The following is a 25,762-nucleotide window of genomic DNA, read 5'->3' on the forward strand; positions in this document are numbered from 1 at the left end:
ATATAAAATGGTGAAGATTGTCCAATATATCATTATTATAATGCGATTATATATAGAGATAACCGGACAGATTTCAAAATGTAACAAAACTAATCAACATAGAATAGCGAGGTATACAACATGAGCGATCATATAATAAGAGGTATGGCGGCGAACAATCAGGTAAGATTCTTCGCCGGAACAACAAGAGATATCGTGGAGACTGCAAGATCTATCCACAACACAAGCCCTGTGGCTACAGCCGCACTTGGAAGACTGCTCACAGCAGGAGCACTTATGGGAGCACAGTGCAAGAACGAGTCCGACGTACTCACACTTCAGATTCAGTGCAACGGACCGATCGGAGGACTTACCGTAACTGCAGACGCACATTCAAGAGTCAAGGGATATGTCAACAATCCAAACGTTATCCTTCATGCAAATGATAAGGGCAAGCTCGATGTAGCAAAGGCTCTTGATCTTGGTGTACTTTCAGTTATCAAGGATATCGGTCTCAAGGAGCCTTATGTCGGTCAGACACAGCTCGTGTCCGGTGAGATCGCCGAAGATCTTACTTATTACTTTGCGACATCTGAGCAGATTCCTACATCTGTTGCCCTTGGTGTTCTCATGGAGAAGGACAACACCGTCAAACAGGCAGGCGGCTTCATCATCCAGCTCATGCCATTTGCATCGGACGAACTCATAGACGTTCTTGAGAAGAGACTTAACGAGTTCTCTTCTATCACCAGTCTCCTCGATGCGGGCAAGACTCCTCTTGACATCATCAAGGATGTATTTGAAGGATATGACGTTGTAGTGACCGATGAGTTGCCTACCGAGTGGCACTGCAACTGCAGCAAGGAGAGATATTACAATGCGGTACTCAGCCTTGGCAAAAAAGAGATTGCAAGCCTTCTCGAGGAGGGCGAGCCTATAGAGGTCAACTGCCAGTTCTGCAATTCTCATTACAAGTTCTCACCTGACGAACTTAAGGAGATGCTGCTCAAAGCGGCTGCAAAATAATCATTTTTCCGCCATTTGCCCTCATTTTTACAACATTTTTGTACATTATAATTATTGCATTGGTTTTTTCACTATGCTAGAATGTTAAGCGTTGTAAAATAGACTAATTTTGAAAGAAAGAGTGAATATTATGAAGATAACAAGAGATGATATCAGAAATGTGGCTATCATCGCCCACGTTGACCACGGTAAAACAACACTTGTAGACGAGCTCTTAAAGCAGAGCGGTGTGTTCCGTGACAATCAGGAGGTCGCTGAGCGTGTCATGGATTCCAACGATATCGAGCGTGAAAGAGGAATCACTATCCTCTCCAAGAATACTGCCGTAACATATGGAAGCACCAAAATCAACATCATTGATACTCCGGGTCATGCAGACTTCGGCGGTGAGGTTGAGCGAGTTCTTAAGATGGTAAACGGAGTAATCCTCGTTGTTGATGCATTTGAGGGTCCTATGCCACAGACCAAGTTCGTTCTGAAGAAGGCCCTTGAGCTTAATCTTGCAGTTATCGTATGTGTAAATAAATGTGATCGTCCTGAGGCACGTCCTGACGAGGTAGTTGACGAAGTTCTTGAGCTCCTCATCGAGCTCGATGCAAATGAGGATCAGCTTGACTGCCCATTTGTATTTGCTTCTGCCAAGTCCGGTTATGCAACACTTGACTCATCCGAGCCAGGCACAGACATGAAGCCTCTGTTCGACACTATAATTGATTACATTCCTGCTCCTACAGGCGATCCTGAGGCAGGTGTACAGATGCTTGTCAGCACAATCGACTACAACGAGTACGTTGGACGTATCGGTGTCGGCAAGGTCGACAATGGTGTCCTCAAGGTAAATGAGGATCTTGTCATAGTAAATGAGCATGACCCGGACAAGCTCGAGAGGGTTCGTATCGGAAAGCTTTTCGAGTATGAGGGTCTTAACAAGATAGAGGTTAAGGAAGCACAGATAGGTTCTATCGTTGCTGTTTCAGGCATCGCAGATGTACAGATAGGTGATACTCTCTGCTCCCCTGAGAATCCTGACCCAATTCCTTTCCAGAAGATTTCTGAACCAACCATCGCCATGACATTCATGGTAAATGACTCTCCTCTCGCAGGCAAGGAAGGTAAGTTCGTAACATCAAGACATCTCCGCGAGAGACTTTTCAGAGAGCTGAACACAGATGTCAGCCTCCGAGTTGAGGAGACTGACACAACTGAGGCTTTCAAGGTTTCAGGCCGTGGTGAGCTTCACCTGTCAGTCCTCATCGAGAACATGAGACGTGAAGGTTATGAATTTGCAGTAAGTAAGGCTGAGGTTATCTACAAGGAAGATGAGCTCGGACATAAGCTTGAGCCATTTGAGATCGCTTATATAGATGTTCCTGACGAATTTGCAGGTACTATCATCAACATGCTGAACCAGAGAAAGGGTGAGCTTCAGGGAATGGCTCCTACAGGAAATGGAACCACAAGACTTGAGTTCTCTGTTCCATCCCGTGGACTTATCGGATTCCGTGGTGACTTCATGACAGCTACCAAGGGTACAGGTATCATCAACACAACATTTGACGAGTATCTTCCATACAAGGGTGACATGAGCTACCGTTCAAAGGGATCACTCATCGCATTCGAGTCAGGTACTTCGATCACATATGGTCTTTTCAACGCACAGGAGCGTGGAACACTGTTCATCGGACCTGGTGAGCAGGTTTACGCCGGTATGGTTGTAGGTGAGAATCCTCGTGCTGAAGACATGGAGGTCAATGTCTGCAAGAAGAAGCAGCTTACCAACACACGTTCTTCAGGATCAGATGATGCTCTCAAGCTTTCACCTCCAAAGGTGATGAGTCTTGAGCAGGCTCTTGACTTCATCGACACTGATGAGCTTCTGGAGATCACACCAAAGTCATTCAGAATCCGTAAGAAGATTCTTGACCATACTCTCCGTTACAGAGCCAACAGGAAATAAGGACGGACGAAAAGTCCTTTGAGATAGTGAAGCCCGTACCCTGTAAGGATGTGGATCCATCACGGGATATACAACAAAAGCAGAGACAGTTCACACATTCTTTGTGTTTTGTGTGAGTTGTCTCTGCTTTTTTTGTGCGTAAAACTGTATCTTTTTTGCTTATTTTCCTCTGAATGATACAACTTTTCTGTTTTTTGTATCTTTCTGGCTTTTTCTTTATGTTTGCGATAATTTTGTGACCTTTTACCTCCTTGTCACGGCGTCTATTGGTCTTAATTTTGAGGCCCATCTTGCTGGGAAATAGCCTGCTACCACTCCGAGGATCACGGAGCCGAGGACTCCGGCCAGTGCAAGCCACCATGGGATCATGGCTATCTGGGTTCCTTTTGCAAGGTTGAACATGGAGACGTCGGCTTTATTCACCACTATTCTCACTCCGTAGGAGGATAATACTCCGAGGACGCCTCCGACAAGTCCTATCACTGCGGCCTCCATGAGGAACAGAAGTCTGAGTTCGTCTATGTCGCAGCCGAGGACCTTCAATATACCGATCTCGTTTACCCGGTCGAATACAGAGGTCGTCATGGTGTTGCTTATTCCTATGACAGCCACAATAAGTGCTATCATTCCGATTCCGCCGAGAAGAAGCTGTATCATCTTGAGGTACTTCTGTATCGTGTCCAGATATTCCTTGGAATTCTCTGTCTGATACCCCATGTCCTGAAGCTTTTTTACCATCGCATCAACGTTATTTATATCATCTACGATCACCACCGCTGATGTGTAGACAAATTCACGGTAGCTGTTGCCATTGCCATCCACCGGCTGACCGTACAGCTTGCCATCGGCGCTGACCTTTCTGAGCAGGCTTTTCAGTGAATCCATATCACAGTATATCGTCTGAGACTTCTCGCTGTAGCTGTCAGAGATGTCCAGCGATTCGTCAGACTCTTCATCCTGAACTGCGCTGTCATAAGAAGTGTCAGCAGAAGCATTGTCAGAGCTGTTATCCGTATCTCCATCAGATAAAACCCCGGCGAGCTTCAGTTTGAATATCCTGTCACTTTCACCGCTCCATCCGACGGTCGTGTCAAATCTCTTTCCGACAAGGGATGCAATACTCTTATTCTCTCTCTTCTCGTAACTGTCAAATATCTTTTGATTGAAGAACATTTTGCCCACACTGCTGCCCGAGATCAGTTCAGGTGTCCCATGTGAAGAATTGCTGTTTTCCCCATAGGCCAGACTCCAGCCATCAAGCTCATTTCCCGGCACACCCACAAGATTGCCAAAGTATTCATACTCCCCATACTTCATACTCACAGGCACCTCATACAGAGGATAACAACCATCCACATTTGCAAGATCTGTCAATGTAGATATCGTTCTGTCCGTTATCATTCGATCCTTATGCTTACTTCCGGTCTCACTGTATATCGTTATCTGGTTGACACTTCCACTTGCAACCGCAGAATCTATCATCTCGTTCTTGACTCCGATTCCCACAGCCAGAAGTGCTACAACCGATATAACACCTATCATCACGCCGAGAACGGTGAGAAATGTTCTGATCTTTCTTCTCTTCATATTCATAAGACACAAATGCCATATCCACCCCATACAATCTATCTCCTTATAAACTCTCTCCCCGTGACCGGAATCTAAAATTCATCAAGAATCTCCTTTTTTCTCCTGTGCTTTCTTATTGCACATATACATAACAGAGCTATCACTATAACCACAGCAATTACACCATATAACACCTTTTTACCACTGCTTTTTGTGCTGTCCTTTATCTTCTCTACATTGTCATACACCGGAGATTCCACAGTCGCCTTGAAATTCCCCTCAATCGTCGTCTCATTCCCCTCTTTGTCCTCATATGTAACTATCACCTTTGACATATCACCGCTCGCAGCAGTCGTCGCCACGGCATTCGTGAGGATATCTATACTTCCGCTCTTTCCAGACTCTATACTGCCTATATACGTCTCAATCTCCTCCATACTTCCCAACAAGCAATTTTCAACCGACGCACCGCAGGACGGGAGGGCGAAAATACGGAAAAGGGTACTCTTTTCCTATGCTTGCTAAGAAAGTTTTTTCCTCACTTATCACTACAACGGAACTCCCAGTATGCCAAAAAGCGCAAAAGAAAAACGCCGCAATTCTGCGGCGCTTCATTCACTTTATGCAGACAAAAACGAGGGAACTTTATTCCCCCGTCCTGTCATTGTTGGCTTCCTCTATGCCTTTTGCAGTAGCAGACATGATTTTTAAGTCTGTTTCGCTCATTGTGTCAAGCATGGTATCGAGCTGACGGCGGCGTGTGGACTTCTCTTGTTCCCGTTCCGGGAAAAAGAACTGGTCTACTGATACGTCAAGCAGGGTTACAAGCTCATATAAAATCTGTAAACTTGGGTGCTGCCCGCTGTTTTCAATGGACGCGATATACCTGGGCGCAATATTCAGTGTGTCGGCTAACTGATTGCGTGATATTCCCTTTGCTTTTCTTGCTGCTTTAATGGCTTGCCCGAAAGCCTTAAAATCATACTTCACTTTATCCTGCTTCATATTTTTCACCCTATTACATTTTACTGTTCCTCTTTTCTTTGAGATATGATTACACATATCATAGTATTGATGGCAATAGAGCATAAAACATGCAGAGTAAGGTTGCTACAACTCATATTGCCATATATAATATCTAATGACATCGAAAATTAAAGAAATTGATTAGAAATAGATTTTTGTTTGATAATCTTAAATCAGATATTCACAATGGAGGCATATTTATGGCGCAGAGTATTTTAATTGTAGACGATGAAAAAGAAATTGTATCAATGCTGTATTGCTATTTCAGCAAACTTGGATATACGGTATATACTGCAACAGCAGGAAATGCTGCATTAAAAGAAGTAGAAAAAAACCTGACATTATTTTGTTAGACGTTAATATGCCAGATATTGATGGATTTACTGTTTGTGAAAGAATACGGGATTATGTTTCATGCCCTATAATTTTTTTAACAGCACGCATTGAAGATAGTGATAAAATAAAAGGATTTTCTATTGGCGCAGACGACTATGTAATAAAACCATTTTCTGTTGATGAATTAGAAGCTCGCATTGCAGCACATCTTCGCATAGAAAAAAGACACAATACATCTTCAAAGGTGCAATTTGATGAAGATATGGTTATAGATTATTCCTCACGTATTGTGTTTTATCATAATAAGGATATGGCTTTTACCAAAAAGGAATTTGATATAATATCTTTCCTTTCACAAAACAAAGGAATTGTTTTTGACCGGGAAACTATTTATGAAAAAGTTTGGGGATTAGACGGCATTGGTGATAATACAGTTGTTACAGAACATATCAGACGTATTAGGGCAAAATTTTTATCTTTAGGCGATAGACCTTACATTGAAACTGTTTGGGGGTGCGGATATAAATGGAAAAATTAAAGAGAAGCAGATGGTTCAATCGGTTAAATAGCATGAGTATTAGTATGTCCTTTGTTCTTTATGCTTTGTTTTCGTTGTTGATTGGAATAATTATTTGTATACTTTTAATTTCAATGGTTGACAAATACAGAATAAATTTGAACTATAAGTATGAAAATATGTCAACAAGGTATGATATACCGGAAAATGGTTCATTTACCGCCGCTTATAGTAATGACCAAACAAAATACACAATATTTGATACGAAAGGAAACGAGATATGCAAGTTCAATGTTGATTATCAAAAAGAACGCCCAGTACACGAATATGTCTATCCGAACCATGTTTCATATATCGAAGTTTCACCTAATTTTACAAACCGGGATAGGCTTATTGACAGTGTTTTAGGTTCATTAAATGTTGCAATTATTCCTATCGTATTATCTATTAATATGATATGTTGTGTAACATTTTTTTATAAAAAAAAAATATCGAAACCTATTAAGCTATTAACTAATGCGTATCATAAAATTGAAGCAAATGACTTAGATTTTACGTTATCATATCCATTAAATGATGAAATGGGAAAACTCTGTCATGCCTTTGAAAAAATGAAAGACTGTTTGGCGAAAAATAATGAAACTATGTTTCGACAATTTGCTGAACAGCGCCGTCTAAACGCTGCTTTTTCACATGACTTACGCACTCCTTTGACTTTACTAAAGGGTCATGCTACTATGCTGCTTTCCTTTATTCCCAAAGGCTTAGTATCACAAGAAGAAATATTAGATGAAATATCAGTAATGTCAAAAAATGTTTCACGTCTTGAAAAATATGTAAATGCTATGACGAACTTATATAGGTTAGAGGATATTGATATTCCACGGCAACAGATTACATTTCATGCACTTATTGATAATTTTAATAACACAGCAGAAGCACTTTGTTATGACAAACATTTTTCAATTACTACAAGCGGTGATAATATAACCTTGTTTATCAATTTAAATACAGTCATGCAGATTTATGAAAATTTACTCTCTAATAGTATTAGATACGCAAAAAGTGATATTGCTATTAGCGCAGTAATAGAGAATAATAATTTAGTTATATCTGTTTCAGATGATGGTTGCGGGTTTAAAAATATTGATATTGAAAAAGCGACATTACCATTTTATAAATCATCGAAAGATATATCTACTGAACATTTGGGATTAGGGCTGAATATTAGTAAGATTTTAAGTGAAAGACATGGCGGAAATATCCAAATTGCTAATAACGAAGCAGGGGGAGCATGTGTTACAGTAAAAATAAATTGCAATGAAAGTTGATTGAAAATAGACATTTTATTGCTATTATAAATTTAAAAGAAAGGAGATAAGGACAAATGAAAAAAATAATATGTATGTTTCTAAACTTATCGTTATTGGTGTGTATTGTTGGGTGCAGTCAAGCAAAGGACAGTGATAACCATGTAGTACAAGATTATTCCGAAGAATATGAGGTTTCTCCTTATGGAAGTGAAGAAGCACTTGACACTTTGGGTGATTTGAAGATTTCAATGAGTACAGAAAAGGATTTAGATTTGAAGCACCTTTCATTTCTAATAGAAAATACTTCTGATAAAGAATACCGATATTCACCAAATTATTTTGAAATAGAAGCTGAACAATCCGGCACTTGGTATCAACTTAAACAGCTTGATGACCCCTCAAAGAGCAATGAAAAGGATTGTTTTATTAATCCTAACGAACGATTAACATTAGAAATTGATGTTAAAAGTTTTTATGGAGAATTGCCTGCTGGACACTATCGTTTGATTAAACAATTTGCGTTCTTTGAAAGTGAAAGAGATTGGGATTACGATACATATAATTTATCTTGCGAATTTACGATAAGGTAAAAATTCTCTACTTCATAAGCATGAAATAAAAAAAACGCTTATGAAGTAGAAAGTTCGACTCAGAACTTTTGAAAAGATAGTCAAAAATTACTTTGTGATTTCAGAATAAACATCATGGACTTTTCACACATGTTTTCTTTTTTCTACATCCCTTCGTTTATGATAACACTCTTTATACCTGAGACACTGTTAAGTGCGTTCAGTATACCCGTTACCGCCATGTTGCTATTTTCTTCTGATACACCGCCAAGGTCAAGATATATCATTATCTGGTCTTCACCATTATATATATCAATATACCCCATATAGTTTTCTTCATCACCATTTTGCGAAGAATAATCCGCCATCACCTGCTGGATCTCATCTACCTTCTCATCTGTGACACCGCCATCAATATGCACACTATACAAAAAGCTCTCTCCGTCAAATCCTGCAACATGTGCCTCGTAGTTCAGGTCAAGCTGATCTATCCCAAATATACTGTCAAAGTCGAATTCTCCATCTTCCCCATAATCCTCTTCCATAGAAGCATCCATATAAGCTGTCATCTCACTATTCCCCTCTATCTCGTTCTCTTTCTCTGCAGACTTCGTCTCATCCTGCGCTTTCTCCGTAGCTTCCTCCGGTCTTCTCTCAAACCTCGCATATCCGCTGTCATATTTCAGATAAATGACATTCTTCTCAGTTGTGCTGATATATATTTCCTGTCCAGCTTCAAGATCCACGCCTGCTGCCGCAAAATTCTCTGCAGGATAGTCTTTGCTGTCGACCCTTTTTATCGTTCCCGCGATCTCGTATCCTTCCGGCAATTTCTCATCTCTTCCGGTTGCATTGTAATAATAGATGTGTCCATCATACATGACCTGTGGCTGCTCTATTATTCCGCTCTCCACACCGGTCGAGGTCTCCGCACTATTTGTTTCTGAAACATTTCCACCTGAATTTCCACAGGCCGTACACGCCATAATGGAGAGCATCGCAGCACCTATAAATATTCCTTTTCGTATCCCCATATAAATTTCCCTTTTTTAATTCTTATTTATTGATGTAATGTAAACCAACTAACTGTATGTCCATATTAACATGGCTTTTCCAGCTCTGCCACATAAATATTATTAAAGTTGTCACCATATGCTTACTTCCGTCCATCCATATTCTCATCCCGGACATATCTCGCATTGAACTCCATATTTATCTCACGAAGCTCTTTCTTCCCGTCAATATAATCCTGATACATCTCTGTGATACCGCACATGCATCCATCGCAGTAAGCATCTATATTTCCCAGAGAATCGGCAACTATCTGCTCTCGTTCTTCCCTAGTTGTGTCCTTTATAAGAAAACCTGCCATCGTCAAAAGCCTCCTCTTACAATTCTCATAAAAACAATTAAAACCGTTTTTATACACAAGTACATGTCAAAAAAACAGGCACTTGTAGTTCTTGATACATAAGATATGAAACATATATACAAACGATAATGAAAGTGACTGATCTTCAGCGCTTACTGCTGCTGCGAAGACCGCACCGCTCTTATCGCGGTTTTCGCAGCATGCAAATGTAAGCAAGCTGAAGTGAAGGTAACTGAATGTGTTTGTATATATGTTTTCATATCCATATCTCGAACTACAAGTGCCGTCCGGCCTTTTTACTGTCTGACCTTAATGTGAACCTCACGGAGCTGCTGCTCTGTAACCTCGCCAGGTGCTCCGCACATAAGATCCTGTGCATTTCCATTCATTGGGAATGGGATGACCTCTCTGATATTCTCCTCGTTTCTGAGAAGCATGATCATTCTGTCCACACCAGGAGCCATACCTGCATGAGGTGGTGCTCCGAACTGGAATGCATTGTAGAGTGCTCCGAACTTCTCCTTCAGATCATCCTCTGTGTATCCTGCAATCTCAAATGCCTTGACCATGATCTTCATGTCGTGGTTTCTTACAGCGCCTGATGAAAGCTCGATACCGTTGCAGACGATGTCGTACTGGTAAGCCAGGATATCAAGTGGATCCTTCTCATTTAACGCCTCAAGTCCGCCCTGTGGCATTGAGAACGGATTGTGAGTGAAGATGATCTTCTTGCTCTCCTTGTCGTACTCGTACATTGGGAAGTCATTTATATAGCAGAAACGGAATGCGTTCTTCTCGTTGAGATCAAGTCTGTTACCAAGCTCAACTCTGATCTGTCCTGCAAATGACGCTGCAAGCTCCTCCACGTCTGCGATGAAGAAAATAGTATCTCCAGGCTGAAGGCCTGCAAGCTCTGCGATCTCACCCTTCATATCATCAGGAATGAACTTGTCGATAGGTCCCTTGTATGACATATCCTCAAGTATCTCCAGATATCCAAGGCCGCCCATGCCGATGCTCTGTGCAAACTTGAGCATCTTCTCATGCTGTCCCTTTGAAAGCTTCTTGTGTACATTGATGGCACGTACCGTCTTGCCGTGGAATGGCTTGAATGTACATCTCTGGAAGAAATCTGTAAGATCTATTATTCTAAGTGGGTTTCTGAGGTCAGGCTTATCCGTACCAAACTCAAGCATAGCCTGCTTGTAGCTGATGATCGGATATGGAGCCTGTGTAACCACTGCGCCCTCAGGTGCAAACTTCTCAAATGTTGCTGAGAGGACTTCCTCTCCAACCTTAAATACATCCTCCTGTGTTGCAAAGCTCATCTCAAAGTCAAGCTGGTAGAACTCACCAGGTGAACGATCTGCTCTCGCATCCTCATCTCTGAAACAAGGAGCAATCTGGAAGTACTTGTCAAATCCTGATACCATGAGGAGCTGCTTGTACTGCTGTGGTGCCTGTGGAAGTGCATAGAACTTGCCCTTGAACTTTCTTGATGGCACGATGTAATCTCTTGCACCCTCAGGTGATGATGCGCAGAGGATAGGTGTCTGGATCTCAAGGAATCCCATCTCAGTCATCTTCTGACGAAGGTAGCTGATGACCTGGCTTCTGAAAATCATGTTGTCCTTAACCTTCTTGTTTCTGAGGTCAAGATATCTGTACTTGAGTCTCACATCCTCACGTGTCTCCTTGGATGTCTGGATCTCAAATGGAATCTGCTTATATACCTTGCCAAGTATCTCTACAGTCTTTGCCTCAAGCTCAATAGTACCTGTAGGGATCTTAGGATTGTATGTCTCCTCATCTCTGTGCTCAACGATACCCTCGATTGATACACAATCCTCCTTTGTTATTCCGTCAAGCAGGGATGTGTCTCTCATTACTACCTGGAGCACGCCATACATATCACGAAGATCGATAAATGATACTCCACCGTGGTCACGGATATTCTCTACCCATCCGGCAACCTTAAGTGTCTTTCCCACATCGCCCTCAGTGATCTCGTTCATTGTTCTGTTACGATAAATGTTCTCGATTGTCATCTGTTCTCTCCTTTTCTTTACTATTTGCCTGTGGCTTTATGTCCACTTTGGCTTTTTCAGGATTACGCACTGGCTGTTATTTCTCTTGCAAATAGAAAAAGCTTATGTTCATCCTGAATCAGATGCACATATACATATGCAAATATTCAGGACGAACATAAGCTCTCTCAAACTACCTGTCGGTTACTTGTCTGCTTTAATGTCCGCGGTACCACCTGATTTACCGTTACACGATCTTCGTATATTCAAAGCATCGCGTCCCAGTCCCTCTCAGTCACCTTGCTCATGACCTCTCTGCGTATCGTGCAGCTACGGCTCCCCTACTCGACATAAAACACGTATCCCGCTATGGGCTATATCTTTCAGCTTGCGGCTGGTAAAGTGTTATTCACATATATTCACTCCGCCGGACTCCCACCACCACCGGCTCTCTGTGGGCGATAATCTATGCTACTTCTCTTCGTCATTGCCTTATATATGGCGTCAGCACATATCTGACGCCACATTATTATATTCTAGTGATTCAAGTTCTGTCAACTATATTTATGTATATTTCCACCATCATCCCACAATCTCTGCACCAAAAGGCATGAGCGCCAGCTTGGCGATCTTAAAGAACTGAAGCCCAAATGGAATTCCGACTATCGTTATGCAAAGCAGCAGCCCCAGGCAGGCATTCTCTACCGCCATAGGTATTCCGCAGCAGAGCAGCCATATGATATTCGCGATCAGCGAGCCAGCCCCGCCTCCATACACTATCTCTTTTCCAAATGGAAAAAATGCAAGTCCTGCAAACTTAAAGCACTGCATCCCAATCGGAATCCCTATTATCGTTATACAGCACAGCACCCCGCTTGCCCCCCACGAAAGTCCGCTCAATATTCCGCCACATAAAAACCATATACAATTTCCAAGACATCCCATGATATCATCTCCTATCTGCACAGTGCAGCCAGCATCCTGACTGCCGCCTCATACTCACCATTATCTCTAGTCTTCCGGATCTTCTTAAGAGCCCTCTCAGCTCCCTCCACATCATAAAACAGCCTCGACCAGTAAGCCCACAGCTCCTTCATCTTGAACATCGTGTTGCCCCTGCCCACATCCGACTCACAGTAATTCCTGTAAAGTTCATCGTGGAATATGAAAAATCTGTTCCAGTCATATGTACTGTCGCCACACTCTTCTTTTATCCGCTCCGCCAGACAAGGATCAGCTATTATCCCCCTGCCTATCATAACCTTACTTATATCAGGAAAATCGCCCGTGAACCTGTCATAATCCACCACACTGTTTATATCTCCGTTGTAGCACACTGTGTCTGGTCTTCCATATGAAGCCACACCTTCGGCAAACACTTCCATGTTTGGCGTATTCTTGTAGAAATCCGTCTGTATTCTCGGATGTATGATCAGCTCACTTATCGGATACTTCTTATATATTTCTATGATATCCTCAAACTCCACAGAACTGTCTCTTCCTATTCTGGTCTTTATAGACACATCCATCACGTCGGCGGCAAATACTTCATATAAGAAATTGTCAAGTCTCTCTGTATCATACAGTAGACCCGAGCCTTTATACTTCGTTACTACAGTTTTTGACGGACAGCCGAGATTGATATTCACCTCGTTATATCCAAGCTCCTTCAGGAACTTTGCAGCCTTCACAAATCCCTCGCCACTGTTGGTCAGAAGCTGCGGCACCACATTTATCCCCTGATTGTTTTCCGGCAGCACATCCCTTAGTTCCCTGTTTCTGAGAGGACGTCCTTTCGCCGGGGCAATGAACGGCATAAAGTATTTGTCAACGCCGCCGAAATATTTGTGATGTGCATTTCTGTATATGTATCCTGTTATCCCCTCCATCGGGGCAAGATATATCAAATCATCCCTGTTGTTCATCCATCATTCTCCCATTAAATCCGTAAACCCGGTATAAATATCCTGCAATGACATTCCTTATGACAAAAATATAGAGACATTCATCACCCACATGACAAATGCCTCTACATTATAAACTATATTGTTCTATTTGAACAGATTGGTAACAAACTGTACAAAGTCAATTCCAAACGACTGGAGAAGCAGCAATGCAAGCAGTATTGGTGCCACAAACTTTACCATGACAATATAGAGCTTCTTTCTTCCAAACTTCTCGCCATTTCTTGTAACCTCGTCTATAACCGTCTTAGGCTTCACTACCCAGCCGATAAGTATACATGACAGGATAGCCACAAGCGGCATGAAGATGTTGTTACTCAGGTAATCCATCACATCGAGGATCTGGGCTGTAGCTCCATTTGGAAGCTTGAGCTCAAAGTACCATATGTTGTAACCGAAACATACGACCAACATTCCGACAACCGCATATACAGTTGTTATGACCGCACTCTTCTTTCTCGTGAGATGGAACTTATCCATAAGTCCTGACACTATCGCTTCCATGACCGATACTGAGGATGTGATCGCCGCAAATGTAACCATGATGAAGAACAGGGCTCCGATGACTGTTCCGACCTTACCCATGGCATTGAATACCTTTGGCAGAGATATGAACATAAGTCCAGGGCCCGCTGACATGCCTTCCGTTCCAGAGAACACATACACCGCAGGGACTATCATCAGACCAGCAAGGAAAGCCACTGCCGTGTCAAATATCTCTATCTGATTGATCGACTTCATAAGGTTAACATCCTTCTTAACATATGAGCCATACGCAACCATGATACCCATAGCGACACTTATCGAGAAGAAGAGCTGTCCCATGGCATCCATTACAACCATGAATATATCCCTGAATGTCATTCCCTTAAAATCAGGAATCAAATATACCTTCAGTCCATCAATTCCTGTTCTGATCGTACCATCATCACCGGTATGCTTGATCGTCAGTGAATAGATTGAAATTCCAATTATAAGAATTACCAATATCGGCATGAGCACCTTGCTAAACTTCTCTATTCCCTTTTCAACACCACAGAATACGACAACGCCTGTGGCCGTAAGGAATATAAGTGCAAATACTATAGGCGCAGTCTGGGCTGTTATAAAACCGGTGAAATAACCGTCACCAGTGGCAGCCTCTGTCTGACCTGTAAAATATGCTGTCATATACTTCAGAACCCATCCTCCGATAGTACAGTAATATGGAAGGATTATGACCGGTACGATCCACGCCAGACCGCCAAGCCATTTCCACTTCTTATGTATAAGACCATAAGCTGTGAGCGGTCCCTGCCGAGTCTTTCTTCCTATTGCAATATCTGTTGTGAGCAGTGTGAATCCAAATGTAAGCGCAAGTATTATATACACAAGTATAAACACACCACCGTTGTCCTTTGCCGCAAGATATGGGAACCTCCATATATTACCAAGTCCTACCGCACTTCCCGCTGCTGCCATAACAAAGCCCAGCGTCCCCGTAAAATTACTTCTTTCCTTCTTATTCATAATCGCCCTTTCTGTTTTTGCTTTTATTTTTTGCTATCCAGTCCCCTGTCTGAACAGTTACTTTTCATTTTTGCCTTCAGTTTTGCCGATGCCGCAAAGTATGCGCGACATCTCGCAGGATAATTTCGGAATGCGCCATATATATTGTATAAATAAAATCCATACGTCAGGAATTTGCCGGCAGGTCCTATCTTGTCCTTCAAGGTCTTCGGGTATCTCTTTCCGCCAACCTCGGGATGATTGCCGTCATTTATATAATTTATCAGATCATCCTCCGAATGTATATAATCCGGAAGATATGTACCTGCAAGTCCGACACAGTTCTCCTTATGGGCATCGCTTCCACCAAAAACAGGTATATCATAGTATGACGCAAGCCTTCTGGCCATCTTATTCCTCTTGGCTGATTCACAGCAATTATATCCCTCTATGAAGTCAAAATGCTGTGCATATAGTCTGTGCTCTATCATGCCAAGCCTTCTCGTGCTGCCAAAGCTCATGAACTTCTCGCCAAATGGATGAGCTGGGCCAAGTATACCGCCGCACTCGTGCACAAGCCATATCACCCTGATAAGCGCCATGCCCCTATGTTCAAACAGGTCGTACACCTCCTCAGGTGTATCTGATGGCAGTACGATGAGGAAATGTCCATAGTCAAACGTATCATACTCGATACCTCTGAGCACAGAGAAATCCTTCACCTTATCTTTCTGCCTTAAGTAGGCTTTGTATCCGGAATATGAATCATGGTCTGTGACCAGCATTCCGTGAAAACCACGCTGCTTTAACAGATCAATATAATCAAGAATCTTTACTTTGGCATCGGGTGATCCCTCAGCCGTATGACAATGCATGTCAAATCTTACTCTGTTCATGTGACCATCTCCTCTGATTATCCATCATGACATACAATCTAATACTCTGCTCCGTTTCCAAGCCATGTTATCTGTGAAAATGGGAAATACACAAATTCTGCTTTGGCAAGTATTTTGTCACGCTTCACATAGGTATTCTCCCAAAGTCTGGCATCCGCTGAGTTTGGTCTGTTGTCTCCCAGCATAAAGTAACAGTCCTCAGGAACCTGATACGGTCCAAACGATCTTACGTCAGTCCTTGCCTCATCACTCAGATAATCCTCCTTGAGCGGAGTATCACTTCCATTTATATATACCTTACCATCTATGATCTCCACGGTCTCACCCGGCAGTCCTATGATTCTCTTGATATATACCTGGGACTCATCGTCCGGCCACTTGAATATGGCTATATCGCCACGCTCAGGATCAGAGAACTTATATGTAAGCCTGCTTCCTATTATATTGTCTCCAAGCTGTATTGTCTCAAGCATGGAACCAGTAGGTACATTACAGTTTAATATCACAAATCGTCCCAGCAGAAATGCCAGTACGGCGGCCACAACTACTATCACTATACAATCAATCACATCCTGCTTATAATCACGTTTTATATCTCTGCGCCTTATCCTCATCTGATGCCAGACGACACCGCCATGCTCAGATTCACTCACGCCCTCATCCACAAAACCAAATTGTTCGTAGAATGGGATCATGTTCTCTTTACATGTGAGGACGACTCCGTCGAGTTTACATTTGACCGTCTCCTGAAGAACCTCATGCATTATCTTCGCCGCATATCCATTGTGCTGATAGTCCGGCAGAGTTGACACGCCGAATATCATAAGCCAGCGACCCTTCTTGTCGTAGAAGTCCTCGCCCGTATACATGGCATCGCTCAAATCCTTCTCATTAGTAGTAATGCCATTTATACCTGCTATTATTCGTCCGTCCTTCTTGAGCACCCAGAAGGTTTCTCTGTGTGCCTTCAGTCTTCGCTCTATAGACTCCCGGCTTGCTGCCTCAGCCTCAGGAAATGTCTCCTGCTCAAGCATCACAAGCTGGTCAAGATCTTTTTTACCTGGATTGTTTACCTTCATAAATATCCAAACACCTCTTTTCTAAGACACCTATTCTCCATTATCTCACATAACAGAACGGTGTCAAGAAAAAAGGATGCATATCTGACAGATATGCATCCTCTTATCTGAAATCATCTATGCAAATTTCTATTACTCTACACTGTAGTTAGGAGCTTCCTTTGTGATATGGATATCATGTGGATGGCTCTCCTTGAGTGAAGCTGCTGAAATCTTGACGAACTCTGCCTTCTCATGAAGCTCTGCAATGTTCTTTGCTCCGCAGTAACCCATACCTGAACGAAGTCCACCGATGAGCTGGAATACTGTATCCTCAAGTGATCCCTTGTATGCCACACGGCCCTCAACGCCCTCTGGGACAAGCTTTCTTGCGTTCTCCTGGAAGTATCTGTCCTTAGAACCATTCTCCATGGCTGCTATAGATCCCATACCTCTGTATACCTTGTACTTACGTCCCTGATAAAGCTCGAAATCACCAGGAGCCTCATCTGTACCTGCGAACAGACTTCCCATCATACATACGTTGGCACCTGCTGCCAGAGCCTTTGTGATATCTCCTGAATACTTGATACCGCCATCTGCGATAACAGGGATTCCGGCATTCATAGCTGCATCATATGCCTGCATGATAGCTGTGATCTGTGGTACACCTATACCTGCAACAACTCTTGTTGTACAGATAGAACCAGGTCCGATACCGATCTTGACTGCATCTACACCCATGTCGATCATAGCCTGTGCGCCTGATCTTGTTGCAACGTTACCGGCAATAACCTGAAGGTCAGGATACTTCTCCTTAACCATCTTGAAGGTTCTCAGAACATTGGCTGAATGTCCATGTGCTGTATCTATAACTATCGCATCAACCTTTGCTGATACGAGCTCTGCAACTCTGTCGAGGATGTTGGCTGTACATCCTACTGCTGCTGCACAGAGAAGTCTGCCCTGTGCGTCATGTGCTGAATATGGGTACTTGATCTGCTTCTCAATATCCTTGATCGTGATGAGTCCCTTCAGATGGAAATCGTCATCAACGATAGGAAGCTTCTCCTTACGAGCCTTTCCAAGGATCTCTCTAGCCTCGTCAAGTGTGATTCCCTCCTTTGCTGTAACAAGACCCTCAGATGTCATTGACTCCTTGATCTTCTTGGTGTAGTCCTTCTCAAACTTCAGGTCACGGTTGGTTATGATTCCAACAAGCTTGCCATCCTCTGTGATAGGTACACCTGAGATTCTGAACTTGCTCATAAGCTCGTCAGCATCTGCCAGTGTATGCTCTGGAGATAAGTAAAATGGATCTGATATTACACCGTTCTCTGAACGCTTTACCTTGTCAACTTCCTCTGCCTGCTTCTCTATGGACATGTTCTTGTGGATAACTCCGATACCACCCTGACGAGCCATGGCAATAGCCATTCTGTGCTCTGTAACTGTGTCCATACCGGCACTCATAAGAGGAATATTCAACTTAATCTTCTGTGTCAGCTTTGTTGTAAGGTCAACGTCATTTGGTAATACCTCAGAATAAGCAGGTACCAATAAAACGTCATCAAATGTAATTCCTTCGCCAATAATCTTACCCATTTTCTTCTCTCTCTTTCTGTAAAATATTTAATAAGAGCATTGTGCTCATTATGTACGTCAATTAGCCTTAATAGAGAAAACACATCACCCAACACTTATCGCGTTGGGTGATGTTACTTTTTAAACATGCTAACAAATTATATAGTTCTTGTCAAGGCAGTTCTTCCGTCTCCGTGGTCACATTTGTCTCTGTGTCCTCCGGATCTTCAGGATCTCCCTTATATACATAAGTGTCTTCCACTCCGAAATCTATACTGTCGTCTCCGACCTGCGCCACGGATATCTCCTTGCCCGCCTCAAACGAGTCCTCATATGGAAGAAACAGCGTATCTCTGTCTATATAGATAGTCTCCTTCAAAAAGGCATCATCTATCCACACAAATGTACATTCATTGAAGTTGCTTCCGTGGATATAATATCCATTCATAGGCTGTGGCTCCTCAGCACTCTCACCGTCCCCGGAACCATCATTTGCCGTGAAATCCGCTTCTTCATCAACCGGTGGCACATACACGCCCTTTGTGATCTCCGAGATCCTGATCTTGCTTATGCCGTATTTCATATTCGTCGGCTCATATGGCCATCCATCAGGATACATGTATCTCTGTCCATAAAGCATATCATACTCAATGTTCTCGAGATCATCATCATAGTTTGCATAGCCCGGCTTGTACTTTGACTGGAACTTCTGCACATAGCTCTTCTCAAATCCCAGCATATCAAACACCTTTGTGCTGAGCTGATATGCCTCTATATCCTCATCCTCAACCGGGAAGTTCTTCATATTGCTCCAGACAAAATACTCTGTCTGGTAAAGGTCTCCGTTGGTTATATCGTCCTCTGTGATCTCAAATCCAGGAAGATGGTCTCCATACATAACGAGAACGACCGGCTCATCGTACGCCTTAAGTCTGTCTATAAGCTTGCCAATGAAATCGTCCATCTCGTGGAGCTGGTTACAGTAATATGTCCACTGTGTATCAAGGCTCTCATCGCCTGTTCCGGCAACCTTTATAGGATAACTGTAATTCTCCTCGTCAAGCTCTGATGGGTATCTTCCATGTCCCTGTACGCTGACGGTGAATATGAAATCCCGTCCATTGGTGGAGTACAGAGTCTTCATGATCTCACCAGTAAGGACATTGTCCTTCTCCCAGTTCTTCTGAGTATGCTCCAGATTGTACATATACTCCATCGGGGTAAATGTATCAAATCCCATGTTTTTATACACCTTGTATCTGTCATAGAATGTACCATCATGATTGTGCATGGCATGTGTTGAATAACCATCAAGCTTCAGCTGTGTCGCCATGCTCTCTATGGTCTGCTTGCCAAGTATGGTCTTATATGGATACTCACCTGCACCGAAATATGCCACGTTAAATCCCGTGAGCACCTCAAATTCCGAGTTGGCTGTACCTGCACCGATCGCCGGCATCGTCAGGAATCCTGATGTACATTCCTCCTTCAGCTTTGTGAAATTCGGAATAGGATTCTCATTGAACGTGAGGCATTTTACATATGACGGATCCATGAATGACTCAAGCTGTACAAATATAACGTTTGGCTTGTCCTTGCCAAGCTTTGAATCCGTTGTGCCAACACTGTCCAAATCGTCCTTTATCTCAAGCATCTTATCCTCGCTGTAATCACTCGGCTGTCCTATACCTACATCGACCACACTGTTTGAGAAACAGTATACAAATCCATAATTGTTGTATGCCGTTGCAAGGTTTGCAAAATTATCTGATATAGTCTGTGCATTGAGCGCGATCTTGGTGAAGAGCATTACACAGAAGAATGTCGCAACTATAAACACAGTCGTTCTCGTTCTATATATATTGCCCGTAACCGTCGGCGATTTTATGAACAGAACTATGATGGCTGCCAGCGCAACGAACAGAAGCGCAGCTATGAGCACGATCTGCCATACATTAAAATATTTGTCTATGATAGTTATCGTATTCCTCGCCATAAGCATATCGATAGCTGAAAATGGCGTTATTCTGAATCCCAGAACTATGCAGTTCGTGATTCCAAGTATCAGCCATGCAAACGATATAACGCAGTATCCGAATATTCTCTTTCTCATGAGCAGCGAAAGTGTCAGCGTAAAGAAAATGATCGAACAGTTATACAGGAATATGAGCGGCTGATTCCACACATACGATATCGCCTTAAACAGCGAATGTCTTCCAAGAGCTTCCAGAACAACGTCCAGAACAATTGCAAGAACCAGACAGATAAAAACTGCTGAATGATGAAAATTCTTAAGTCTCTCTTTCATAATTTAATCATTACCTCGTAAAAATTATACTTTTTCTGATATTCAACGATTGTGATTGATTATATCACTACATGTCATTTATTCAATAGTAAAAATGTTTAAATTTTATTACCAATCGCTTCTGAGGGCAAAAAAAAATCAGGATTGAATCCTGAGTGTGAATTAATATAAAAGAGCGCGAGACGGGAATCGAACCCGCGACCCTCTCCTTGGCAAGGAGATGCTCCACCGCTGAGCCACTCGCGCTTATCTGCTGTGCTACCAACAACAATATGGATAATATCACACCGCCAGCAAACTGTCAACAACTTTTTTAAAATTTTAGCAACATGGAAATTATCCAGAGCGCGAGACGGGAATCGAACCCGCGACCCTCTCCTTGGCAAGGAGATGCTCCACCGCTGAGCCACTCGCGCTTATCTGTTGTGTTTTCAACAACAATATGGATAATACCACATCTTATTCGAATTGCCAACAATTTTTTGAAAATTTTTTACAATTTTTTATTCAAGACTTTATCCTATACCGGTTACTGAGTATCCACACTTCTCTACACAGCTCTTAAGCTCATCATCAGATACTTCTCTTCCGAGCTTAACGATAGCCTGCTTCTTCTTGAGGTCGACTTTTGCGTTCACCTGGCTCAGACTGTTCAGTGCATTCTGTACACGATCTGAACAGTTGCTGCAGTGCATTCCCTCTATGTAAATAGTCTTCACGGCGACAACATCCTTTATCTTGTCACCCTTGACCTTGACGGAACCACCGCCGCCACAGCAGCCTCCTTCTCCTTTAAAGTGCTTTGTAGAACTGATAACTGCACCCACTACTATAAGCACCAGTATGCTCACTACCAATATTGTTCCACCCATTGTAGATCATCTCCTTCGTTATTAACAACATGAGCCACAGCCACAAGGCTTTACATTGACACCTGTCACCATCTGATTCTCAATATATCCGCCAGCCATAAGTCCTGCACGGATTATCCTGTTCCACTCTTTGGCCGAAAGCTCAATGCTGGATGAATCATCAAGCTCAATGACACAGGCATCCTCTATACCACAGTTGGCACCACAGGCAACCTTATACATGTTTTTACGGTTGATGGCTCCTATATCCTCCAGTGTATTCACCATTCTGTACACTGTAGCCGAGCCTATACGACTGTCCTGCTTGGCCGCCTTATAATAAATCTCCTTGCAGGAAGAACACTCTTCCCCAAGTATTATGTCAAGGAGTATCATTCTCTGTCTGGTTATCCTGCATCCCATTTCCCTGAGTCTGCTGATAACGATCTCTTTCTGCATCTCTGTACGCTGGATACCTGTATCATCTATACTCTTCTTGTCCGTCTCTAATCTTTCGTTAGTCATCATACACGCCTCCTTCTGATTGTTGATAATATTATCATCAAGGTTAGTATGCCCTAACTCAAATTAGTTGTCAATAACGTTTTGTGCTAAAATCTAATATTTTTTCATAATTCAACCTGCAGATCACACATTATTCTAACGATTGGTTTTCTTCTGCGGAGTTCCGCAGTCAAATGTTATAACCGCCTTGAACAGATCACCATCTATGCTCAATCTGAATTTTGCACCCATCAGTGTACACAGACTGTTTGCAATAGACAATCCCAGTCCGCTTCCCTCCGTATTTCTGGAGCTGTCTCCACGGACAAATCTCTCCATGAGCTCATCACTGGACACATTGAGCGGATCTCTGGATATATTCTTGAACTCAATCCTGGTCTTTCTGTCATCGATTATCACCGATGCATATACCCTTGTCCCCGGCATTGCATATTTGCTTATATTACACAGCAGATTATCAAATACTCTCCACAGATGCTGTCCATCAGCTCTTATGACTGCCGGCAACTCTGATCTTGTGAATACGACCTTAAGCCCGGCATTTGCAAGTTTATCCTCATATTCTGCAACAGCCTGCTCAAGCAGCATATTGGCATCTATCTCTGCCCAGTTTATCTGGATATTGCCAGTGGATGCCTTGGATGCCTCGACCAGATCCTCTATGAGTTTTTTCAATCTCGCAGACTGCCTTGAGAGAACTTCTATATATTCCTGTCTTGTCTTCTCATCCATATCGTCCTTCTGCAGCAGATCAACATAGTTGATTATGGATGTAAGCGGGGTCTTTATATCGTGGGATACATTTGTTATGAGTTCTGTCTTCAAATGCTCGCTCTTCATTCTGGCCTCAACAGCCTTTGACATGCCGTCTCTTATCTGGTTGAGGTGTTCACCATGTGCGCGGAATACCCAGAACATTTTGCTTGTGTCCGCTTTCCTGTCCAGATTGCCCTCCGCCATCTCCTTTGCGCACTTGTATAACTCTTGTGTCTGTATGAGATATGCCACTATTCCGACTATGCACAGCCATTTTAAAATGATATAAATCACCACCCAAAGAAGGCCTCTCATGCTGCCTGCTGCCAGGATTGCCACAAAAATTATCTCTACTATAGTTATACCTATATAAGCCCATACGCCCTTCTGCGTCAGGGACATATGACTTTTCACATACCTGAAACAAGCTTTCGTCTTTCTTGCTATCCACTTCAGTGCGCGGATTATCAGACAGTCTGCAAAAAATGTTCCCGCCTTCACCTTAGCGACTATATTATTAAAGAAAAACAATGCCACAGAATATAGGCATGCCACCGGCACCAGAAACGCAATATACTGTATATTCTCTGATACAAATGTGTAATTCCTATACTGGTTCACACACATGGATGCAATACCGCTTTCAACGCAGATCCCTACTGCTGCTGCAACAGAGCATACTGTCATAGCCAGCACAAGCTCAGTCGGAGTCCTCTCAAATCTGCCAAGAGTGATCGTCTCCTTCCCTGTCTTTACGCCGGCGTTGACCATTGAAAATATTGACATGACGATGCACAGCAGCAGCATAACTGCAAATCCCGCCAATATCCCCTTGCTCTTCGTCCTCCATATTCCAATGTATTGAACCATTTCCGGATTTGACGCTTTGATGTTGTCTACAGCAGCCGCCACGTCCACATAGCATTTTCCCGTGATATTTATAAATGAATATGCATCATAGCTTAGCACAAGACAGTAGACCTTTCCAGATGAACTGCCAGAATCGTCTGCTTCATCAAGATACAGTTTTTCAACTGAGCTAGGATAATAATCGCCATACATGATATCCTGTTTGGTAATAGACTTGCCATCCGCTGTCAATACAGAATCTGTATCAGCCTCCACAGTATCACTTTCTTCATATTCTTCATTATAAATGTATTCGTCATAATATGGATCATAATTCCCCAGCAGAGCATTGATATACTGCTCGCCCTGTTCCATATCGCTCTGTTTGTCAAACACAATATATCTTTTAACAGGTACTTCTATCGTGCTATCATAATCATTTGTATATATATTATCGTCCAGCCGTGCATCATCGTTTATCAGCTTTATATTTCCGGTCGTTACTTTTATCTTTCCATTATTGATGCTGACATTTGTATCATCACTGCAGGATGCCGTCAGCATATAGCCGATATCACCTCGTTCGCTCATATCCTCATACCGGTATGACGACTTGATCGCAGATGTTGTATCCGCATTGGTCAATCTCCGGAAAACATCATCCGCAGTTATAACCATATCTCCGTTATGATCAGCACTCACGAGCTGATTATATGTTGTAATGCTTTCCAGCTGCGACCTTGTATCCTGGATGTAAGCCTTCACCTTTTCGGTAAGCGCATCATTTGTGTCCTCCACATAATCGTTTACAAGTCTCTCATACGGCGTCGCGCCCTGATCATCATCACTGTACACTCCAAGGTAGCTTCCCTGCAGCACCAGACCGCCTGTATACAGCGTTCCATATGCCAGCACCGCCACAAGAATATATATTCCAAGTTTAAAGAACACATTTCCTCGTATCTTATAAATTGTTTTATCCACTATTGTCCCTCCATTCTATATCCTCTTCCCCAGATAACCTTTATGTATCTCGGATCAGATGGATTTATCTCTATCTTTTCTCTCAGGTGTCTTATATGAACCGCAACAGAGCCTTCCGCTCCCATCGGATCCTCCTTCCACACCGCCTTATATATCTCCTTCGTGGAAAATACCTTTCCCACATTCTGCATAAGAAGTTTCAGGATGTCATACTCCGTCGGGGTGAGTGGCATAAGTTCACCGTCAAGTGTGACCTGTTTGGATTTGTCGTCAAGTTCTATACCTCCGATAACCAGCTTATCCTTTGGTGTCTCTCCGCCTCCCAGCTGCATGTAACGCCTGAGCTGGGACTTTACCCTTGCCAGAAGTTCCACCGGATTAAATGGTTTTGTCACATAGTCATCTGCGCCGACCTCAAGTCCCAGCACCTTGTCGGTATCCTCACTCTTTGCCGTAAGCATGATAACCGGCACATTGCTGCTCTCTCTTATCTTTGCCATGGCTGTTATACCGTCCATCTGAGGCATCATGACGTCCATGAGTACAAGCTGTATGTCATTAGAATTTACCATATCAACTGCCTCCATACCATTGTAAGCTTTATACACCGAATACCCGGCTGTCTTAAGATATATCTCTATAGCTGATACTATATCTTTTTCATCGTCACATATTAATATATTGTACATTTTTCTTGTCCTCACCTTTTTCGTATTTATCCTTAGCTTACCACAATCACCTCCTGTTCTCAATTATCGCCATACTGCCATTAAGAAACAACCATTATAAAGTTTAAGATATCTTTAAG

General features: G+C 42.7%; 21 protein-coding genes, 2 tRNA genes and 1 pseudogene. 5 read left to right on the forward strand and 19 right to left on the reverse strand.

What is annotated here, in order from left to right; translation table 11 throughout:
- Positions 1 to 120 precede the first annotated feature (120 nt).
- On the forward strand, positions 121 to 1,005 hold the full coding sequence (hslO, locus tag DXB91_RS12015) for an Hsp33 family molecular chaperone HslO (RefSeq protein WP_015533929.1): 885 nt from the start codon (positions 121 to 123) through the stop codon (positions 1,003 to 1,005).
- Between the two features lie 130 nt (positions 1,006 to 1,135).
- Positions 1,136 to 2,962, forward strand: a complete 1,827-nt coding sequence (gene typA, locus DXB91_RS12020; RefSeq protein ID WP_022215896.1) for a translational GTPase TypA — start codon at positions 1,136 to 1,138, stop codon at positions 2,960 to 2,962.
- Positions 2,963 to 3,205: 243 nt separating this feature from the next.
- Here the strand turns inward: typA and DXB91_RS12025 are convergent, their stop codons facing one another.
- The 3 genes from DXB91_RS12025 to DXB91_RS12035 form a co-directional block, all read right to left on the reverse strand.
- Positions 3,206 to 4,582 carry an ABC transporter permease gene (locus DXB91_RS12025; RefSeq protein WP_118018174.1) on the reverse strand — a complete coding sequence of 459 codons (1,377 nt, stop codon included), beginning with the start codon at positions 4,580 to 4,582 and terminating at the stop codon, positions 3,206 to 3,208.
- Positions 4,583 to 4,623: 41 nt separating this feature from the next.
- Positions 4,624 to 4,968 (reverse strand): hypothetical protein, encoded by a 345-nt coding sequence (locus DXB91_RS12030; RefSeq protein ID WP_118018176.1) that lies wholly within the window; start codon positions 4,966 to 4,968, stop codon positions 4,624 to 4,626.
- Between the two features lie 208 nt (positions 4,969 to 5,176).
- Entirely contained in the window at positions 5,177 to 5,536 is a 360-nt protein-coding gene (locus DXB91_RS12035) for a helix-turn-helix transcriptional regulator (protein WP_022215893.1), read from the reverse strand.
- Positions 5,537 to 5,757: 221 nt separating this feature from the next.
- Between DXB91_RS12035 and DXB91_RS12040 the strand changes: the two are divergent.
- The 3 genes and pseudogenes from DXB91_RS12040 to DXB91_RS12050 all read left to right on the forward strand — a co-directional run bounded on the left by DXB91_RS12040 (position 5,758) and on the right by DXB91_RS12050 (position 8,313).
- Positions 5,758 to 6,431 (forward strand): annotated as a pseudogene (locus DXB91_RS12040) (response regulator transcription factor).
- Positions 6,419 to 7,741 carry a HAMP domain-containing sensor histidine kinase gene (locus DXB91_RS12045; RefSeq protein WP_118018178.1) on the forward strand — a complete coding sequence of 441 codons (1,323 nt, stop codon included), beginning with the start codon at positions 6,419 to 6,421 and terminating at the stop codon, positions 7,739 to 7,741. The pseudogene DXB91_RS12040 and the gene DXB91_RS12045 overlap by 13 nt, the downstream one beginning before the upstream one ends.
- A 56-nt stretch (positions 7,742 to 7,797) precedes the next feature.
- Complete coding sequence (locus tag DXB91_RS12050; protein ID WP_118018180.1) at positions 7,798 to 8,313, forward strand: immunoglobulin-like domain-containing protein; 516 nt, start codon at positions 7,798 to 7,800, stop codon at positions 8,311 to 8,313.
- Positions 8,314 to 8,456: 143 nt separating this feature from the next.
- On the opposite strand, the gene DXB91_RS12055 is transcribed toward DXB91_RS12050, so the two are convergent.
- From DXB91_RS12055 to DXB91_RS12130, 16 genes are all read right to left on the reverse strand, one after another.
- Complete coding sequence (locus DXB91_RS12055; RefSeq protein WP_117875053.1) at positions 8,457 to 9,326, reverse strand: hypothetical protein; 870 nt, start codon at positions 9,324 to 9,326, stop codon at positions 8,457 to 8,459.
- Positions 9,327 to 9,448: 122 nt separating this feature from the next.
- The gene (locus DXB91_RS12060; protein WP_055146976.1) at positions 9,449 to 9,664 is read right to left on the reverse strand and encodes a hypothetical protein; all 216 of its coding nucleotides are present in this window, start codon (positions 9,662 to 9,664) and stop codon (positions 9,449 to 9,451) included.
- Between the two features lie 296 nt (positions 9,665 to 9,960).
- Positions 9,961 to 11,712 carry an aspartate--tRNA ligase gene (gene aspS, locus DXB91_RS12065; protein ID WP_117549309.1) on the reverse strand — a complete coding sequence of 584 codons (1,752 nt, stop codon included), beginning with the start codon at positions 11,710 to 11,712 and terminating at the stop codon, positions 9,961 to 9,963.
- Between the two features lie 561 nt (positions 11,713 to 12,273).
- Positions 12,274 to 12,636, reverse strand: coding sequence for a YccF domain-containing protein (locus tag DXB91_RS12070; protein ID WP_117549311.1), 363 nt, complete (start codon positions 12,634 to 12,636; stop codon positions 12,274 to 12,276).
- A gap of 11 nt (positions 12,637 to 12,647) precedes the next feature.
- Positions 12,648 to 13,616: a tRNA dihydrouridine synthase gene (locus tag DXB91_RS12075; protein WP_118018181.1), complete on the reverse strand. Its 969-nt coding sequence runs from the start codon at positions 13,614 to 13,616 to the stop codon at positions 12,648 to 12,650.
- Positions 13,617 to 13,742: 126 nt separating this feature from the next.
- Positions 13,743 to 15,164 carry a sodium-dependent transporter gene (locus DXB91_RS12080; protein ID WP_055280491.1) on the reverse strand — a complete coding sequence of 474 codons (1,422 nt, stop codon included), beginning with the start codon at positions 15,162 to 15,164 and terminating at the stop codon, positions 13,743 to 13,745.
- Between the two features lie 23 nt (positions 15,165 to 15,187).
- Positions 15,188 to 16,039 carry a PHP-associated domain-containing protein gene (locus DXB91_RS12085; RefSeq protein ID WP_118018184.1) on the reverse strand — a complete coding sequence of 284 codons (852 nt, stop codon included), beginning with the start codon at positions 16,037 to 16,039 and terminating at the stop codon, positions 15,188 to 15,190.
- 38 nt (positions 16,040 to 16,077) lie between these two features.
- Positions 16,078 to 17,118: a signal peptidase I gene (lepB, locus tag DXB91_RS12090; RefSeq protein ID WP_015533941.1), complete on the reverse strand. Its 1,041-nt coding sequence runs from the start codon at positions 17,116 to 17,118 to the stop codon at positions 16,078 to 16,080.
- 132 nt (positions 17,119 to 17,250) lie between these two features.
- Positions 17,251 to 18,702, reverse strand: coding sequence for an IMP dehydrogenase (gene guaB, locus DXB91_RS12095; protein WP_015533942.1), 1,452 nt, complete (start codon positions 18,700 to 18,702; stop codon positions 17,251 to 17,253).
- A 151-nt stretch (positions 18,703 to 18,853) separates the two neighbouring features.
- Entirely contained in the window at positions 18,854 to 20,989 is a 2,136-nt protein-coding gene (locus DXB91_RS12100) for an LTA synthase family protein (RefSeq protein WP_055273298.1), read from the reverse strand.
- 174 nt (positions 20,990 to 21,163) lie between these two features.
- Positions 21,164 to 21,235 (reverse strand) — tRNA-Gly (locus DXB91_RS12105).
- A gap of 98 nt (positions 21,236 to 21,333) precedes the next feature.
- Positions 21,334 to 21,405, reverse strand: a tRNA-Gly gene (locus DXB91_RS12110).
- A gap of 99 nt (positions 21,406 to 21,504) precedes the next feature.
- On the reverse strand, positions 21,505 to 21,861 hold the full coding sequence (locus DXB91_RS12115; RefSeq protein WP_118018186.1) for a heavy-metal-associated domain-containing protein: 357 nt from the start codon (positions 21,859 to 21,861) through the stop codon (positions 21,505 to 21,507).
- A gap of 21 nt (positions 21,862 to 21,882) precedes the next feature.
- Entirely contained in the window at positions 21,883 to 22,365 is a 483-nt protein-coding gene (locus DXB91_RS12120; RefSeq protein ID WP_118018188.1) for a transcriptional repressor, read from the reverse strand.
- A 135-nt stretch (positions 22,366 to 22,500) separates the two neighbouring features.
- On the reverse strand, positions 22,501 to 24,954 hold the full coding sequence (locus DXB91_RS12125) for a sensor histidine kinase (protein ID WP_118018190.1): 2,454 nt from the start codon (positions 24,952 to 24,954) through the stop codon (positions 22,501 to 22,503).
- Complete coding sequence (locus DXB91_RS12130) at positions 24,954 to 25,643, reverse strand: response regulator transcription factor (RefSeq protein WP_117549467.1); 690 nt, start codon at positions 25,641 to 25,643, stop codon at positions 24,954 to 24,956. Before DXB91_RS12130 ends, DXB91_RS12125 begins: the two co-directional genes overlap by 1 nt.
- Positions 25,644 to 25,762: the final 119 nt, after the last annotated feature.

This window comes from Coprococcus sp. OM06-34AC, from assembly GCF_003462545.1.
Taxonomy (GTDB): domain Bacteria; phylum Bacillota; class Clostridia; order Lachnospirales; family Lachnospiraceae; genus Coprococcus; species Coprococcus aceti.